The following is a 16844-nucleotide window of genomic DNA, read 5'->3' as shown; positions in this document are numbered from 1 at the left end:
TCACTCGGGTGGCGGGGAGAGGGTTTGTGGGCGGGTGCGCCGTGCGTGTACGAACGTGTACCCGGGGAGCCCTTCCCACTCTCGCCCCGCCCAATCCGCGCGCTCGGTTAACTACTCGTACGTAGTGGCACGGCCGATACCAAGGCCCGGGTCGACATCCGCCGGGTCTCCGTCAAGTCGGCCGGAACTAGCTGACGTAGGGGCGGACGCGGTGCGGCGCCCGGGCGCGGGCGGCGCGGGAACCACCTGCCCCACGGGCCCCGCGCGCCCCGCCCGGAGAGCCGGCGAGGGCTGCACCGGGAGACAATGGCCCGTCCAGCCGAGAGGCGCGAGTGACCGGTGATTCGGGGGTATTGAACGATGCGGTCGAGGACGACGGTCGCGGTCCGGCTGCCCGGGAGCGCGTCACCCGTGCCGATCGACGAGGCGCAGCGGCTGCTCGCGCAGCGGATCTCCGGCGAGACGGGCATGGGGGCGATCGTCGGCCGGTTCCTGAACACCCTGGGAGCGCACGGCGCCGAATGCGCGCCCAGGGACCTGGACCGGCTGGGACGGGTCGCGGCCGACCTGATCGCCGCCTGCCTGGCCGAGCAGCACGACGGCGCGGGCGGGCGCACCTCGGGCGAACCCCCGGCCGGTCCGGGCCCCCGCGCCCTGCTGGAACGGATCGACACCTTCATCGACCACAACCTCGGCGACCCGGCCCTGGCCCCGCAGTCCATCGCCGACCGCCACCACATCTCGGTGCGCCGGCTGCACCTGCTGTTCCAGGACCGGGGGGAGAGCGTCGCGGCCACCATCCGCCGGCGCCGGCTGGAACACTGCCACGCCGACCTCGCCCGGCCCGAACTGCTCGACCGGCCCATCCACGCCATCGCCGCCCGCTGGGGCTTCAGCAGCGCCGCCGTCTTCAGCCGCGCCTACCGCGAGGCGTACGGAACCAGCCCCACCGAACGGCGCGCCCGCGCCTAGGCAGTGTCGGACGTCGGCCGCTACGCGGCTCCGTCGGGGATCCGGGCCGGCTCCGCCCGCGACCACCACTCGGCCGGAACGCCCGACAGGCCCGCGCGGGCGCCCACCTCGTCGTCCATACGGGGGACACTGCCACACGGACCCGCGGGCACCACGCGCATTGATCGGCGCGCAGTTGGGCCGCGGCGCCCTGCCGGAGGTGCTGCGGCCGTATCCGGACGACCCGTTGGGGGAGGACCGGCCCCGTCCGGGGCGATGAGCCCCGCCGGAGGGCCCATGGCCGGAACGCACGGGCGCCGCTAGCCTTCCCGGGGTGATGCGCGGGTGCACAGCGTGGTGCGGCCGCTCCGATCCGTAATCCCCTGCGAAGGTGGAACACGTGAAGGCTATCCGTCGATTCACCGTGCGCCCCGTCCTCCCGGAACCCCTGCTACAGCTGACCGAGCTCGCGCGCAACCTGCGCTGGTCGTGGCATTCCGAGACCCGTGAACTCTTCCAATCCGTCGACCCCGAGGGCTGGCAGGCCGCCGGCGGCGATCCCGTCCGGCTGCTCGGCGCGGTCTCCGCGACCCGGCTCGCCGAACTGGCCGCGGACCGCCGCTTCCTGCGCCGGCTCGCCGTCGCCGCGGCCGACCTCGATGACTACGTGAACGGCGGGAGGTGGTACCAGAGCCAGGAGAACGGCGCGGAACTGCCGTCCGCCATCGCCTACTTCTCCCCCGAATTCGGCATCACCGCCGCCCTGCCGCAGTACTCCGGCGGCCTCGGCATCCTCGCCGGGGACCACCTGAAGGCCGCCAGCGACCTCGGCGTCCCGCTCATCGGGGTGGGCCTGCTCTACCGCCACGGCTACTTCCGCCAGTCGCTCTCCCGCGACGGCTGGCAGCAGGAGCACTATCCCGTCCTCGACCCCAACGAACTCCCGCTCGGCCTGCTCCGCCAGGACGACGGCACCCCCGCCCGCGTCTGTCTGACCCTGCCCGGCGGACGCACCCTCCAGGCCCACGTCTGGCAGGCCCGCGTCGGCCGCGTACCGCTGCTGCTCCTGGACTCCGACGTCGAGGACAACGACGCCGCGGCCCGCGAGGTGACCGACCGGCTCTACGGCGGCGGCAGCGACCACCGGCTGCTCCAGGAGATGTTGCTCGGCATCGGCGGCGTGCGCGCGGTGCGCGCGTACTGCCGGATCACCGGCCACCCCGCTCCCGAGGTCTTCCACACCAACGAGGGGCACGCCGGCTTCCTCGGGCTCGAACGCATAAGGGAACTGGAGCGGGAGCAGGGCCTCGGCTTCGACGCCGCCGTCGAGGCGGTGCGCGCCGGAACCGTGTTCACCACGCACACCCCCGTCCCGGCCGGGATCGACCGCTTCGAGCGGGCCCTGGTCGCCCGGCACTTCGGGGAGGGCGGAGAACTGCCCGGCGTACCGGTCGAGCGGATCCTGGAACTGGGCGCGGAGACCTACCCCGGCGGCGACCCCGGCGTGTTCAACATGGCCGTCATGGGCCTGCGCCTGGCCCAGCGGGCCAACGGGGTGTCCACCCTGCACGGCGCGGTCAGCCGGGAGATGTTCGCCGGGCTGTGGCCCGGCTTCGACCCGGCCGACGTGCCCATCACCTCCGTGACCAACGGGGTGCACGCCCCCACCTGGGTGGCTCCCGAGGTGGTCCGGCTCGGTGCCCGCCAGATCGGCGCGGGCCGTACCGAGGACGCCCTGTCGGTCGGCGGCTCCCCGCGCTGGGACGCGGTCGCCGAGATCCCGGACCAGGACGTGTGGGACCTGCGGCGGGTGCTGCGCGAGCAACTGGTGCAGGAGGTACGGGACCGGCTGCGCGCCTCGTGGCGCCAGCGCGGGGCCGCCGCGGCCGAGCTGGGCTGGGTCGAATCCGTGCTCGACCCCGATGTGCTGACCATCGGCTTCGCCCGGCGCGTGCCCTCGTACAAGCGGCTGACGCTGATGCTGCGCGACCCGGACCGGCTGCGCAGGCTGCTGCTGGACCCGGAGCGGCCGGTGCAGATCGTGGTGGCGGGCAAGGCGCACCCGGCCGACGACGGCGGGAAGCGGCTCGTGCAGGAACTGGTCCGCTTCGCGGACGACCCGCGGGTACGGCACCGGATCGTCTTCCTGCCCGACTACGGCATGGCCATGGCGCAGAAGCTCTACCCGGGCTGCGACGTCTGGCTGAACAACCCGCTGCGGCCCCTGGAGGCGTGCGGCACGAGCGGGATGAAGGCCGCGCTGAACGGCTGCCTCAACCTGTCCGTGCTGGACGGCTGGTGGGACGAGTGGTTCGAGCCGGACTTCGGCTGGGCCATCCCGACCGCCGACGGGCTCGGCGCGGACGAGGACCGGCGCGACCACCTGGAGGCGAGCGCCCTCTACGAGCTCATCGAGAACCGGGTCGCGCCCCGGTTCTACGACCGGGCCGGGCGCAGCGGACTGCCGGTGCGGTGGATCGAGATGGTCCGGCGCACGCTCGTCTCGCTGGGGCCGAAGGTGCTCGCGGGGCGGATGGTCCGGGAGTACGTGGAGCGGCTCTACACCCCGGCCGCGCTCGCGCACCGGGCCCTGGACGCCGCGGCGGCCCGTGACCTCGCCTGGTGGAAGGGGCGGGCCCGGGCGGCCTGGCCGCGGGTCTCCGTCGAGCACGTGGAGACGCTGGCCGCGGCCCCGGTGGGCGGCACCGCCGAACTGGGCGCCACCCTCACCCTGCGCGTGCAGGTGGCGCTGGACGCCCTCACCCCCGAGGACGTGGAGGTCCAGGCCTTCGCCGGCCGGGTGGACCCGCAGGACGTGATCCGGGACGGGCGGAGCTTCCCGCTCAAGCCGGCTGCGGGGCCTGATCTGGAGGGCCGCTGGGTGTACGAGGGCCCGCTCGCCCTCGACCGTACGGGGCCCTTCGGCTACACGGTGCGCATCCTGCCCGCACACCCGCTGCTGGCGACCCCCGCGGAACTGGGCCTGGTCGCGGCCCCGGTGGAGACGGACGCGGGGGGCGGTGTGCTCCTGCGCTGACCTCGCGGGGGCCGGGCGGTGCGCCATGGGTGCGCGCCGCCCGGCCTCATGGGTGAACCACGCTCGCGCCGGATCTGCTGAAACGTTTCTGTGGAGTGCCGCGCTCCTACGCTGCCCGAGGATGCCACCGGACCGGTATCCGCGGAACCCGAGGAACGGACTCCCCCCATGCGTCTTCGCTCGACCGCCGCCGTGTTCGTCGGCGCTCTCGCGCTCGCCCTGCCCACCGCCGGCCCGTCGGTGGCCGACGACCACGGCGAACGCGCCCTCGGCACGCTGCACTACCAGTACCTGGACGCGGCCGGCTCCGAGAGAAGAGGTCAGATCCGGCCCGCCGACAACGACACCTGCTACCTGCTGACGCGCACCTCCCGCGACGAGCCCGCCATCGAGGTGCGCAACGAAACGGAGTCGCTGGCGGTCCTCTTCGACAACCGCAGCTGTGACGGCGAGGCGGAGAAGGTGCTGAAGCCGGGGGAGAAGGCGAAGCGGGTGGAGGTCGTCTCCGTCTACTTCAAGCCGGTGGCCGAGGAGGACGCGGTGACCGGCGGCACCGGTGGCACTGGTGGGAACGGCGGCACGGGTGGCACCGGCGGCACGGGTGGCACCGGCGGGAACGGCGGTACCGGCGGGAACGGCACCTGGCCGGGCCGGGACGACCGGCCCCGGGACGACGAGGCCGACGAGGACCTGACCGACGGCAGCACCGGGGGCACCGGCGGCACCGGCGACAACGGAAGCAACGGCACCAACGGCACCAACGGCGGCACCGGCGGTACCGGCGGTACCGGCGGGAACGGCACCTGGCCGGGCCGGGACGACCAGTCGCGCGATGACCAGGGCGACCAGAGCGACCAGAACCAGAGCCAGAACCAGAACAGTGACGACGAGGAAGAGGAGGAAGACCTCCTCACCGCCATCTTCCGCACCCTGGGCTGACGTACGCAATGGAACAGGGCCGCCCGGGGAGGAATCCTCCCGGGCGGCCCCGTGGTCTATCTGCTCAGCCGTCGTTCACCCTGCCCCGGTGGGGTCAGAAGGTGAGCTTCCAGCTGTTGATGTAGCCGGTGTCCAGGCTGGCGGCGTCCCTGACACGGAGCTTCCAGGTGCCGTTGGCGACCTCGGAGGAGGCGTTCACGGTGAACTGCTGGACGATGTTGTCCGCGCTGCCGCCGGTGCGGTTGCGCAGGTTGTAGACGCTGCCGTCGGGGGCGACCAGGTCGACCACCAGGTCACCGACGTAGGTGTGGACGATGTTCACGTCCACCTTGAGGGCGCTCGGGGCGTTGCCCGTGCGCGTCACGTTGATCGGGGACTCGACGGTCGCGTTGTCCGCGATCTGGTAGTCCGTGGTGTTCTCGAAGACGCTCGGCTGTGTGGTGCCGACCGTCCAGGTGAACGCCGCGGTACCGGTCTGGTTCTGCGAGTCGGTCACCGTGACGGTCACGTTGGACGTGCCCGCGGTGGAGGCCGTGCCCGAGATCAGGCCGTTGGAGGAGTTGATCGACAGGCCGGCCGGCAGGCCGGTCGCCGCGTAGCTCAGCGCACCCGGGTTCGTGCTCGTGGCCTGGACCTGCAGGCTGACGGCGCTGCCCGTGACGGTGTTCTGGTTGGCGATCGGGGTGACCGTGACGCCGTTGGAGATGCGGGATCCGACGGCGACGCCGGCCCACGCGTTGGCGACGTTGTTGTAGATCGTCGAGCCCTGGCCGTAGAGGTCGGCAGCGGCCTTCAGGGTCTGGACGCGGGCGTCGGCGTAGTTGGTGTTCGACTTGAAGTAGCCCACCGTCAGCGCGCGGAACCAGATCTTCGAGGCGGCGTCCCGGCCGATCGCGGTGACGGGCAGGTTGTCCGCGGTCGGCGAGTTGTAGCTCACGCCGTTGACGACCTTGGCGCCCGAGCCCTCGGAGGCCAGGTAGTACCAGTGGTTGGCCGGGCCCGAGGAGTAGTGGACGTCGATGCCGCCGAGGCCCGAGTACCAGCTGTCCTTGGACGAGCCGTCCTTGCTCGGCTTGTCCATGTAGCGCAGCGGGGTGCCGTCGCCGTTGATGTCGATCTTCTCGCCGACCAGGTAGTCGCCGACGTCCTGCGGGTTGTTGGCGTAGAACTCGACGGCCGCCGCCATGATGTCGGAGGTCGCCTCGTTCAGACCGCCGGGCTCACCGCTGTAGGTCATGTTGCCGGTGACCGAGGTCAGACCGTGGGTCATCTCGTGCGCGGCCACGTCGGTGGAGGTGAGCGGCTTGTTGTTGCCCTCGCCGTCGCCGTACGTCATGCAGAAGCAGGAGTCGCTCCAGAACGCGTTGACGTAGGCGTTGCCGTAGTGGACGCGGCTGTACGGGGCCACGCCGTCGTTGCGCAGGCCGTTGCGGCCGTGCACGTTCTTGTAGTAGTCCCAGGTGACCGCGGCGCCGTAGTGGGCGTCACCGCCGGCCGTCTCCAGGTTGGAGGGCGTGCCGTTGCCCCAGATGTCGTCCGGGCCGGAGAACAGCGTGCCGGTGCCGGAGCCGGTGCCACGGTTGAGGTTGTACGTCTTGTGGCTGCCGCGCGCGGCGTCGGTCAGGTTCCAGGTGCTGCCCGACTGGGTGGTCCCGAGGGTCACCTGGCCGCTGTACATCGTGTTGCCGGTGCCGGTCTCGATGGCCTGCCACTCGGTGATCTTGGCGCCGGTCTTGGCGTTGGTCACCACGTGGAGCTCGTTCGGCGTGCCGTCGTGCTGGAGGCCGCCGACGACGGTCTCGAACGCGAGGACCGGCGCGCCTTCGGCCGCCCAGATCACCTTGCGGGCGCCCTTGGAGGCCTTGGCCTCCTTGGAGCCCTCGGCGCTCGCGGCGGAGACGGCCTGGCTCTCGGCGGCCGCCGGGGTGACGGTGGCGCTGGTGTCGGCGACCTTGATCTCGTGGTTGGTCGCCTTGGTCACGCTCTTGGTGACGCCGTCCTTGGCGTGGACGGTGAGGTCACCACCGAGGACCGGGAGTCCGTCGTAGGTGCGCTCGTAGGTGGTGTGCGTGGTGCCGTCCGCGTCCTGGACCACGTCGCGGACGACGAGCTTCTCGCCGCTGCCGAGGCCGAGCGCCTTGGCGGCCTGCGCGGTGGTCGAGTTGGCCTCGGCCAGGAGCGTCGCACGCTCCGAGGCGCTGAGTGCGCGGTTGGCCGCGCCCGGGTTGGGCTGGGAGGCCGTGGGTGCCTGTGACGCGGTGGCGTCGGCGGTTGCGGTGCCGGTCTGTATGCCGACGGCGAGCAGGGCTGCCGCAGCAACGAGAGCGCCGGCCGCGGTGGCACGCCTCTGGGGGGTGGACCTCAACGCAGACTCCTTCTGCAAGGGGGGTTCCGGATGGCTGGGTGGGCCTCCGGGCAGAGCAGGGCTGGTGCGATGAACGGTCGAAGATTGCCACTCAGGACGGCAGATGTCAGGGCCGCGTCAAAAGGTTGGCCGGAAAAGGTTCGTTGTTCGAAGATACGTATCCGGTATCCGGACCATTCATCTTCGTGTGCTTCACCAGGCCATCCAGCATCCGGAACGCCTGCTACCGGTTGCTAACACTTGCGCAACAAGAGACTGCGTTGACCCAAACGGCATTTACCGTACGGGTGTTTGTCGTACTGTTTCCCGGTGCGGCAGATGTTCGTTGCCAGGGGAAGCGATGGGCACCCGCCACTGTCATAGACCACGTGCCAGGGGGGCCCATGAGGCATGTCCATATTCCTGCGCAAAGAGTGGCCCGAGCGGCCCGGGAGTCCCTTGCGCCCGCACGGCGCCTCGGGGACAAGGCCCGTTGGTACCGCCCGGCCGCCATCGCCGCCGATTTCCTCGGCGCCGCCATCCCGGTAGGACTCGTCTTCGACGCCGCGCAGCAGGTCCGACCCGTCTACTGCGCCCTGGCCGCCGCCGTGGCGTGGACCGGAGTGCAGGCGCTGCGCCGGCGCTACGCGACCCGGGCGCTCGGCGAGTCCCGCGGTGTCCTGCCCGTCGTGCACGACTGGCTGATTCTGATCGGCGTGCTGGCCGTGGCGCGCGTGGTGACCGAAGAGGCCACCCCCCGGCTGTCCGCCCTCGGGGCCCTGCTGCCCGCCCTGCTCATCACAGTCGCCGTCCACAAGTTGACCTACCGTCACCTCTCGGCCGCCCGCCGCGAGGCCCAGGCCGTCAGTCGGGTCCTGGTCATCGGAGAGCCCGACGCGGCCGAGGACGTCATCGCGCACCTCGCCGCCCGCACCGACCACCCGTACGTCGTCGTCGGCGTGGTCCCGGTCGGTGCCGGGCCCCTCGCCAGCGGCGTACCCGTGGCGGCGCGGCTCGACGGAGGCACCTCCGAGACCCCGAACGGCGACTCGGCGGCCGTGCTCGGCGCCGTCGCCAGTCACCACGCCGACCTGGTGCTCGTGGCCCCCGGCGTGCGGATCACGGGGGAGCGGCTGCGCCGGATCGCCTGGGCCCTGCACGACGCGGGCCTGGAACTCGCCGTCTTCCCCGGCCTGGTGGAGGTATCCGTCAAGCGGCTGGAGACCCTGTCCGCGGGCGGGCTGGCGGTGCTGCGCGTCGCGCCGCCCGTCAGCCGCGGGGTGCAGACCCTGCTCAAGTCGGCCCTGGACCGGGTGGGCGCCGCGGCCGGCCTGCTGCTGCTCTCCCCGTTCTTGCTGGGGATCGTCCTGGCCATACGGTTCGGCTCGCGCGGCCCTGCCTTCTACCGCCAGCGGCGGATCGGCCGCGACGGGGTCCCGTTCGTCATGTGGAAGTTCCGCACGATGGTCGTGGACGCCGACGCCCTGAAGGCCGAGCTGTCCGGGTCCAACGAGAACGACGGTCTGATGTTCAAGATGCGCCGCGACCCCCGGGTCACCCGGGTGGGCCGACTGCTGCGCCGCACCTCGCTGGACGAGCTCCCGCAGCTGATCAACGTACTGATCGGCAACATGTCGCTGGTCGGCCCGCGCCCGCCGCTTCCGGAGGAGGTGGCGAAGTACGACGAGGTCGAGCTGCGCCGGCTCACCGTACGGCCCGGGATGACGGGACTGTGGCAGATCAGCGGGAGGTCCGACCTGTCCTGGGACGAAACCATCCAGCTCGACCTGCAGTACGTCGACAACTGGTCCTTCACCAGTGACGTCGACGTCATGGGCCGCACGCTCCGCGCCGTCGTAGACGGTCGCGGAGCGTACTGAGGGACCTGGGCCGCCTGTGCGATCAGCTCTGCTCGCGCCACCACTCGTACGTGGCGGCGATGCCGTCCCGCAGCGGGATGCCGGGCTTCCATCCGAGCGACGTCAGGCGGCTCACGTCCAGCAGCTTGCGCGGGGTCCCGTCCGGCTTGGACGTGTCCCAGGCGAGTCGGCCGCGGAAGCCGGTCACCTCGGCGACCGTCTCGGCCAGTTCCTTGATGGTCAGGTCCTCGCCGCAGCCGATGTTGACGGGCTCGTCGCCGTCGTAGGTGTTCAGCAGCACGGCGCAGGCCGCGGCCAGGTCGTCCACGTGCAGGAACTCCCGGCGCGGGGTGCCCGAGCCCCACAGCGTGACCTCGTCACGGCCTTCGGCGGCGGCTTCGTGGAAGCGCCGGACGAGGGCCGGCAGGACGTGCGAGGTCTCCAGGTCGAAGTTGTCGCCCGGGCCGTAGAGGTTCGTCGGCATGGCCGAGATGTACGAGGCCCCGTACTGCTTGCGGTAGGACTGGACCTGGACGATGCCGGCGATCTTGGCGAGGGCGTAGGCCTCGTTGGTCGGCTCCAGCGGGCCGGTCAGCAGGGCGTCCTCGTGGATCGGCTGAGGGGCCAGCTTCGGGTAGATGCAGGACGATCCCAGGAACAGCAGCCGGCCCACGCCGGCGGCGTGCGCGCCGCCGATCACGCTGAGCTGGATCTGCAGGTTCTCCTCCAGGAACTGCACCGGGTACGTGCTGTTGGCCATGATCCCGCCGACCTTGGCGGCGGCCAGCACCACGGCGTCCGGGCGGACGTCCTTCAGGTACGCGGCGGTCGCGGCGGCGTCGCGCAGGTCGAGGTCGACGCGGCCCCGGGTGAGCACCTCGTGGCCGTCGGCGGTGAGCCGCCGGGCGACCGCGGACCCCACGAGGCCGCGGTGGCCCGCGACGAAGACGCGGGCGTTCGGGGGCAGGAGCGGCAGCGAACTTGTCATACCGCCGATGATGCCAGTCCGCTCCCGCGGGGGGCGCAGGGGTCCACGGCCCGAGCCCGCGCCGCCGGCGCGGCCCCGGCTGCGGCGGACCTCACGGTCCAGGCCGACGGCACGTGCCCGGCCGTGGGCTCCGGCCCGCGGGCCGGAGCCCACCCCGGTGGACCGCCCGAACCCGGACGCCGTTCCCGCCCCGACCCGTCGGCCGGGGCGGCGCCGGGGCCGACCCCCGGCCCGGGCCCGGACGGCGCTGCGGCGGCGGCCGGAACCAGGGCCGGCCCGGCCCGCGTCTGCTCCTGGCAAGGGCGTCCGCCCCACCGGGGCAGCCCGGGAGCGGCCGTGTACGGTAACGCAATCCGGCCCCCGGGCCGCGGCCGGGCCGTTCGGCGCGACGCCCGAAGGCCCGCTCCGCACCCATCCCGAGGCACCGCCTCACCACGACCGACAGAAACAACCAGCAAGGGGACCCCATGGGCAAGACCGCACTGATCACCGGAGTCACCGGACAGGACGGCTCGTACCTCGCCGAGCTCCTGCTCTCCAAGGGCTACACGGTGCACGGGCTCGTGCGGCGGTCCTCCAGCTTCAACACGGAGCGGGTCGACCACATTTACCAGGACCCGCAGACCGCCAACCGGTCCTTCGTCCTGCACCACGCCGACCTCTCCGACGGCGTCGCCCTCGTGAACCTGCTCCGCGACATACGCCCCGACGAGGTCTACAACCTCGGCGCCCAGTCCCACGTCCGCGTCTCCTTCGACGCCCCGCTCTACACGGGCGACGTGACCGGCCTCGGTGCGCTGCGACTGCTGGAGGCCATCCGGGCCAGCGGTGTCGACACCCGCATCTACCAGGCCTCGTCCTCCGAGATGTTCGGTGCGACCCCGCCCCCGCAGAACGAGGCCACCCCGTTCCACCCGCGCAGCCCGTACGGCGCCGCGAAGGTATTCGCGTACTGGACCACGGTGAACTACCGCGAGGCGTACGACATGTTCGCCGTCAACGGGATCCTCTTCAACCACGAGTCCCCGCGCCGCGGCGAGACCTTCGTGACCCGCAAGATCACCCGCGCGGTGGCCCGCATCAAGGCCGGTCTCCAGGACCACCTCTACCTCGGCAACCTCGACGCGGTGCGCGACTGGGGCTACGCCCCCGAGTACGTGGACGCCATGTGGCGGATGCTCCAGCAGGACGAGCCCACCGACTACGTCGTCGCCACCGGGGTGGCCGCGACCGTCCGCGAGTTCGTCGAGTCCTCCTTCACGCACGCCGGTCTCGACTGGACCGACCACGTGCGCTACGACCCCAAGTACGAGCGCCCGAGCGAGGTCGACGCCCTCATCGGCGACGCTTCCAAGGCTCATGACCTGCTTGGCTGGAAGCCGACGGTCCTGGTGGCCGAGCTGGCGCAGATCATGGTGGACGCCGATATCCGTCAGGTCGAGGACCAACTGGCGGGAGTGACGGTCCGCATCGACCGCTGAGGCCTTATATTTCCCCTACGGTTTGCCGTGTTCCGGCCATACTCCGCAGCTCTACGGGGGTGCGGCCGGGGTAAACCTGCCGTATGTCCCTTGTGCACCCTCCAGGCTGAACCTGTTGATTCCAAGTTGGTATGCAATGGGTCAAGAGAGGTGACCGGGCCTTTAACTGAGCCCTAGTCTGCGCCAGTACATATGGCTGTTCGGATAGTTCCAGCCATCAAACCGGGCAATTGCCCTGGGGGGCTCATGCGTAGATCCAGAGGGCTGACTGCCGCCCTCGTACTGTCACTGGCCGGTGCGGGCACCGGCATAGGCCTGGTGCTGATGCCTCAGGCGTCCGCCATCACGGCGCCGGTGGCATTCACCGCCGACGAGCTGCCGACCTGGCAGACGAACGGCGTCGTCTGGGCGATGGCCCAGGCCAACGGCACCGTCTTCGCGGGCGGTACCTTCTCGGCCGTGCGTCCGCCCGAGGGCGTGGCCGGCGCGGAGCAGAACGCCGTGAACTTCGTGGCGCTCGACGCCGCGACCGGCAATCCCACCTCCTGCAAGCTGGCCTTCACCATCGGCGAAGGCACTGCGACCGTGCGTACGCTGGTCGTCTCGAAGGACAAGAAGACCCTCTACGCGGGCGGGTCCTTCGGCGCCGTCAACGGCACCCCGGTCTCCAGCCTCGCCGCGATCGACATCGCGAGCTGCACCCCCAAGGCATCGTTCCACCCGAGCTTCCCCGCCACCGTGCGCGCGCTCGCCGTCACCGACGACACCCTCTACGCGGGTGGCGACTTCGGCACCGTCGAGGGCCAGACCCGCGAGCGGTTCGCCGCCGTGGACGCCTCCTCCGGTGCGCTGAAGCCCTTCGTCGCCAACGTCGACGAGCCGGGCCGTGCGGTCGAGGTCACCCCCGACGGCAAGAACGTGCTCCTCGGCGGCGACTTCTTCACCGTCAACGGCTCCAACAGCCACGCCCTCGCCGTGGTCAACGCCACCACGGGCGCGGTCACCAAGACGTACAACAACATCCCGTCGAACTCGGTCGTCAAGGACATCTCCACCGACGACACCGGCTTCTACACGGGCCACGAGGGCTCCGGCGGCGGCGTCTTCGACGGCCGCATCGGCCTGCGCCTGAGCGACTTCACCGAGAAGTGGCGCGACCGCTGCCTCGGCGCGACCCAGTTCGTCCTGCCGTACGAGGGAGTGCTCTACAGCTCCTCGCACGGGCACGACTGCTCCACCGAGCTGGAGTTCCCCGACGGCAAGCGGAACTTCCTGCTGGCCCAGCCGACCAACCACGAAGGCGCCGCCCCCGCGCCCGTGGACGGCTTCGTGCGCGGCCCCGGCAAGCTCGGCTGGCACCCCACGGCCAACGACGGCATGGACGGCACCGAGGGCATCGGCCCGCGCGTCATGGCCGTGGCGGAGAAGAACGACGTCAAGTACATGTGGGTCGGCGGTGAGTTCACCCTCATCAACGGCAAGCCGCAGTGGGGCCTGACCCGCTTCGCCTCCACCGGCGACGTCGGCGCCCCGACCACCCCGGTGGCCAGCGCCTCCAGCGTCAAGCCCGGCGAGGTCCAGGTCCGCTGGCGCACCAGCTACGACGCGGACGACAGCAAGCTGACGTACCGCATCTACCGCAACGGCTCGGCCACCCCGGCCGCCACCGTCACCGCCAGCTCGCTGGAGTGGGAGCGTCCCCAGGCCTCCTGGAACGACACCACGGTCAAGGCCGGCCAGAGCTACACCTACCGGGTGACCGCGACCGACGCCGCCGGCAACACCAGCGCCCTGTCGGCCGTCGCCTCGGTGACCGTCCCGACCTCGGTCCAGTCCTACCCGAACCAGGTCCGCACCGACGGCGCGGAGCTGTACTGGCGCTACGACGACGCGGTCAGCCCCTACGTCGCCGACTCCTCGGTGTCCGGCAACCGCAGCGGCGTCCAGCTCAACACGCCCGCCCTGAAGCAGTCGCCCGGCGCCGTCTCCGGCAGCACGGCGATGGGCTTCAACGGGACCAGCCAGCAGGTGTACAGCGACCGCCGTCAGACGGTCGGCAACACGTTCACCATCGAGACCTGGTTCAAGACGAACACCACGCGCGGCGGCAAGCTCATCGGCTTCGGCAACAACACCGCGCGCAACAGCGGCTCGTACGACCGCCAGCTGTACATGACCAACACCGGTCGCCTGGTCTTCGGCGTCTACAACGGCTCGACCCGGACCGTCTCCACGGGCCTGTTCGAGACGTACAACGACAACCAGTGGCACCACGTGGTCGGCACCCAGGGCCCCGGCGGCATCACGCTGTACGTCGACGGCCAGAACAAGGGCTCGCTGAACGCCACGAGCAACGCCACCTTCGCGGGCTACTGGCACGTCGGCGGCGACAACCTCGCCAACTGGCCGACCCGTCCGACGAGCAACTTCTTCGCGGGTCAGCTCGACGAGACGGCCGTCTACCCGTCGGCGCTCACCCAGGCCCAGGTCAAGAGCCACTTCGACCTGGCCAAGGCACCCACCGACACGGTCTCCGCGGTCAAGACGACCGAGGACACCTACATCAACCAGGGCGCCCCGAGCACCGCCTACGGCACGTCCACCTCGCTCGCGGTGCGCGGCAGCGGCTCGCTGTACGAGACGTACATGCGCTTCAACCTGCCGGCCGCCCCGGCCGGCCAGGTCCTGAAGTCCGCCTCGCTGCAGATCAAGACCAGCACGCAGGCGAACTCCGGCACCACCGACACCGTCAAGGTGCTCCCGGTCACCGGCAACTGGACGGGCGCGGGTACGACCTTCAACACCAAGCCCACCCTCGGCACCACCCCGCTCGGCACCCTCGCGGGCGTGCCGGAGGGCTCCGCGGTCCACAACGTGGAGCTGGACACCGCCACGGTCTCCGCGGCGCTGGGCACCAGTTACGGCCTGGGCCTGACGAGCACGGGCACCGACCCGCTGTGGATCTGGTCCGCCGAGGCCACGGCTGCGGAGGGCACTCCGCAGCTGGTCCTCACCTTCGGCGCTAAGTAAGCGACGAGAACCGAAACAACCGCCTGACGGCGTGCGGGGTCCGGCCCTCTGTGGCCGGGCCCCGCTGCACACCCCCCTTGAGTACGGGAGCCTTCCGATGTACCGACGCTCCGCAGCGGCTGCTGTCCTGCTGGCCGCCGCCCTGACGCTGACCGCCTGTAGTTCGGGCGGGGACAAGGCCGACTCCGGCGCCAAGCCGAAGCCCCCGGCCTCGTCGTCGGCCCCCGACCCGGCGGATGCTCCGCAGCCGTCGACCGACCCGAACGCGAAGCCGACCGGCCCCGTCCTGCCGGACGCGAAGATCACCCCGAAGACGGGCAGCTTCACGGCGGAGGAGAAGAAGTACCTGAGCGGGCGGGTCCCCGACAAGGTGGACCCGGCGTCCGTGCTGCAGGGCGGCCAGGACGCCTGCCAGCGGGTGCAGCGCACCGCGAAGCACGACAAGGACGCGGCGACCGGAGCCGTCATCACCGGCGAGATCCCGGGCGCCAAGGACGCGATCAACCTCCTGTGCCCGGACCAGAAGCCGATCCTCGCCGCGGCGGAGAAGGGCTTCCCCGAAGGCCCCCGTACCTCGCCCGCGGCGGGCAACTACCGGGCGCTCACCCAGGCCACGAACTGCACCTGGGAGGCCAAGGGCAAGGACGGCGCCGCCCTCGCCTCGGGCCCCGAGACCCCGCCCAAGGCGGGCGACAAGATCACGGCGACGATCCCGGCCGGCACGGCGGAGTTCAACTCCACGGGCTGCTACGCCTGGATCCCCGCGTAGCCGACCGACAACGCCCCCGAGGACCGGACTCCCGGCCCCCGGGGGCGTTTTCGTACCCCGAAGCCGGGTACCCGCGCGGTCACAGTCCCGACAGCGGAAGGCGGACCCATGGGCATCGGCGGATGCATCGTCCTGATCGTGGTGGGGGCCATTCTCACCTTCGCCAGCGACTGGGAGCTGGAGAGCGTCAACCTCGACCTGGTCGGCCTGATCATGATGGCGGTCGGCGGCATCGGCCTCGCCGTCTACACGAGCATCTACAAACGCCGCCGAGCCCCGGGCGCCGCGATCCCGGTGGTGGACGACCACCGCCGGGACGTCATCTGACGCCGCGGATGCCTTCGTAGATCGGGAGGAGGGTGTCCAGGACGGCGTCCATGGAGAAGGATTCCGCGGCCAGTTCGCGGGCCGACCGGGAGGCCTCGTGGTTGGCGGTCGGGTCGAGGAGGTCCAGGACGGCGGTGGAGACGGCTGCCGGGCCGGGGTCGACGGCGTGGCCGGCGCCGGTGCGTGCGATGTCGCGGGCCAGGCCGTTGGAGTGGGTCACGACCGAGGGGACGCCCACCGCGAGGGCTTCCAGCACCGACATGGGGAACGGCTCGTCCACCGACGGCAGCACGTAGACGTGGGCGCGGCGCAGCTCGGCCAGGACCTCCGCGCTGGAGAGCGCCCCCGGGACCGTGAACCGGTCGGTCAGGCCCAGCGCCCCGATCCGGTCCCGTACGCCGGCCAGCTCGCCCTCGTCCGGTCCGGCGACCACGAAGTGAGCGTCCGGGTGGGCGGCGAGGACCGCCGGGGCCGCGTCCACGAAGTCCACCGGCCGCTTGCGGGCCTGCAGGCGGGCCGAGTACAGGATGCGCGGCGGGCCGCTCAGCGCGGGCCGTTCCTCCTGTGCCGGAGTCCCGTTGACCAGGCGGACCGCCTGCGCCAAGGGCGGCGCGCCGACCACCGCGTCCAGTCCCTCCCGCTCGTGCGGGGTCAGGTACAGCACCGCGTCCGCGCCGCGCAGCAGCCGGCGTACCGCCACCGCGTCCAGCACCTTGGCCAGCAGCTTCTCGCTCGGGTCCACCATGCCGTGGGTCTGCAGCACCAGCGGCTTGCCCGCCCGCAGCGCCGCCAGGGCGACCGGCAGCGTCACCAGGTCCCGGGCCAGGTGGACGTGCACGACATCGGCGTCCCGCACCAGCCGGCCCGCCGAGGCCAGCAGGGCGGGCGAGGTCATCCCGCTGAAGCCGAGGGGGAGCAGCCGGCGGGCCGGGAACAGCTGCGCCGGAACGCCCTCCACGGAGTTCGGCCACGGATCGAAGCCCTCGCCGAGCGCGAGCAGCCGCGCCTCGTGGCCCCGGGCCCGCAGCCCCTTCGCCAGGTTCAGCGCGACCCGGACCGGTCCGCCGAAGGCGTGCGAGGGGGAGTGGAGCGTGACGGCGTGCAGGACTCTCATCGCGG

General features: G+C 71.6%; 11 protein-coding genes. 8 read left to right on the top strand and 3 right to left on the bottom strand.

Features of this window, described 5'->3' with window-relative positions; genetic code table 11:
- The first annotated feature begins 411 nt into the window (after positions 1-411).
- From OG386_RS15550 to OG386_RS15540, 3 genes are all read left to right on the top strand, one after another.
- Positions 412-972 (top strand): helix-turn-helix domain-containing protein, encoded by a 561-nt coding sequence (locus tag OG386_RS15550; protein ID WP_328788655.1) that lies wholly within the window; start codon positions 412-414, stop codon positions 970-972.
- A gap of 379 nt (positions 973-1351) precedes the next feature.
- Positions 1352-3988, top strand: coding sequence for an alpha-glucan family phosphorylase (gene glgP, locus OG386_RS15545; protein WP_328788654.1), 2637 nt, complete (start codon positions 1352-1354; stop codon positions 3986-3988).
- A 168-nt stretch (positions 3989-4156) separates the two neighbouring features.
- The gene (locus tag OG386_RS15540) at positions 4157-4927 is read left to right on the top strand and encodes a hypothetical protein (RefSeq protein ID WP_328788653.1); all 771 of its coding nucleotides are present in this window, start codon (positions 4157-4159) and stop codon (positions 4925-4927) included.
- A 94-nt stretch (positions 4928-5021) separates the two neighbouring features.
- Here OG386_RS15540 and OG386_RS15535 read toward each other — a convergent pair whose 3' ends face one another.
- Positions 5022-7292, bottom strand: coding sequence for a M4 family metallopeptidase (locus OG386_RS15535; RefSeq protein WP_328788652.1), 2271 nt, complete (start codon positions 7290-7292; stop codon positions 5022-5024).
- Positions 7293-7675: 383 nt separating this feature from the next.
- Here OG386_RS15535 and OG386_RS15530 point away from each other — a divergent pair, with 383 nt between their 5' ends.
- Entirely contained in the window at positions 7676-9151 is a 1476-nt protein-coding gene (locus OG386_RS15530) for a sugar transferase (protein WP_328788651.1), read from the top strand.
- A gap of 22 nt (positions 9152-9173) precedes the next feature.
- Here the strand turns inward: OG386_RS15530 and OG386_RS15525 are convergent, their stop codons facing one another.
- Complete coding sequence (locus OG386_RS15525) at positions 9174-10118, bottom strand: GDP-L-fucose synthase family protein (protein ID WP_328788649.1); 945 nt, start codon at positions 10116-10118, stop codon at positions 9174-9176.
- A 467-nt stretch (positions 10119-10585) separates the two neighbouring features.
- Here OG386_RS15525 and gmd point away from each other — a divergent pair, with 467 nt between their 5' ends.
- From gmd to OG386_RS15505, 4 genes are all read left to right on the top strand, one after another.
- Positions 10586-11599, top strand: a complete 1014-nt coding sequence (gene gmd, locus OG386_RS15520) for a GDP-mannose 4,6-dehydratase (RefSeq protein ID WP_189742990.1) — start codon at positions 10586-10588, stop codon at positions 11597-11599.
- A 246-nt stretch (positions 11600-11845) separates the two neighbouring features.
- The gene (locus OG386_RS15515; protein WP_328788648.1) at positions 11846-14629 is read left to right on the top strand and encodes a DNRLRE domain-containing protein; all 2784 of its coding nucleotides are present in this window, start codon (positions 11846-11848) and stop codon (positions 14627-14629) included.
- A gap of 97 nt (positions 14630-14726) precedes the next feature.
- Positions 14727-15398: a hypothetical protein gene (locus OG386_RS15510; RefSeq protein WP_328788646.1), complete on the top strand. Its 672-nt coding sequence runs from the start codon at positions 14727-14729 to the stop codon at positions 15396-15398.
- 108 nt (positions 15399-15506) lie between these two features.
- Positions 15507-15725, top strand: a complete 219-nt coding sequence (locus OG386_RS15505) for a DUF6458 family protein (RefSeq protein WP_328788644.1) — start codon at positions 15507-15509, stop codon at positions 15723-15725.
- Here OG386_RS15505 and OG386_RS15500 read toward each other — a convergent pair.
- Positions 15718-16839: a glycosyltransferase gene (locus OG386_RS15500; RefSeq protein ID WP_328793264.1), complete on the bottom strand. Its 1122-nt coding sequence runs from the start codon at positions 16837-16839 to the stop codon at positions 15718-15720. The two genes, OG386_RS15505 and OG386_RS15500, sit on opposite strands and share 8 nt — an antisense overlap.
- Positions 16840-16844 lie beyond the last annotated feature (5 nt).

Source organism: Streptomyces sp. NBC_00273 (assembly GCF_036178145.1).
In the GTDB taxonomy this organism is placed as follows: domain Bacteria; phylum Actinomycetota; class Actinomycetes; order Streptomycetales; family Streptomycetaceae; genus Streptomyces.
The sequence above is the reverse complement of the archived record's forward strand: the minus strand, read 5'-3'. Positions and strand labels throughout refer to the sequence as shown.

Coding starts and splice junctions, on each gene's coding strand:
- OG386_RS15540 (WP_328788653.1), top strand. CDS start 4,157: ATGCGTCTTCGCTCGACCGCCGCCGTGTTCGTCGGCGCTCTCGCGCTC.
- OG386_RS15530 (WP_328788651.1), top strand. CDS start 7,676: ATGAGGCATGTCCATATTCCTGCGCAAAGAGTGGCCCGAGCGGCCCGG.
- OG386_RS15525 (WP_328788649.1), bottom strand. CDS start 10,118: ATGACAAGTTCGCTGCCGCTCCTGCCCCCGAACGCCCGCGTCTTCGTC.
- gmd (WP_189742990.1), top strand. CDS start 10,586: ATGGGCAAGACCGCACTGATCACCGGAGTCACCGGACAGGACGGCTCG.
- OG386_RS15515 (WP_328788648.1), top strand. CDS start 11,846: ATGCGTAGATCCAGAGGGCTGACTGCCGCCCTCGTACTGTCACTGGCC.
- OG386_RS15510 (WP_328788646.1), top strand. CDS start 14,727: ATGTACCGACGCTCCGCAGCGGCTGCTGTCCTGCTGGCCGCCGCCCTG.
- OG386_RS15505 (WP_328788644.1), top strand. CDS start 15,507: ATGGGCATCGGCGGATGCATCGTCCTGATCGTGGTGGGGGCCATTCTC.
- OG386_RS15500 (WP_328793264.1), bottom strand. CDS start 16,839: ATGAGAGTCCTGCACGCCGTCACGCTCCACTCCCCCTCGCACGCCTTC.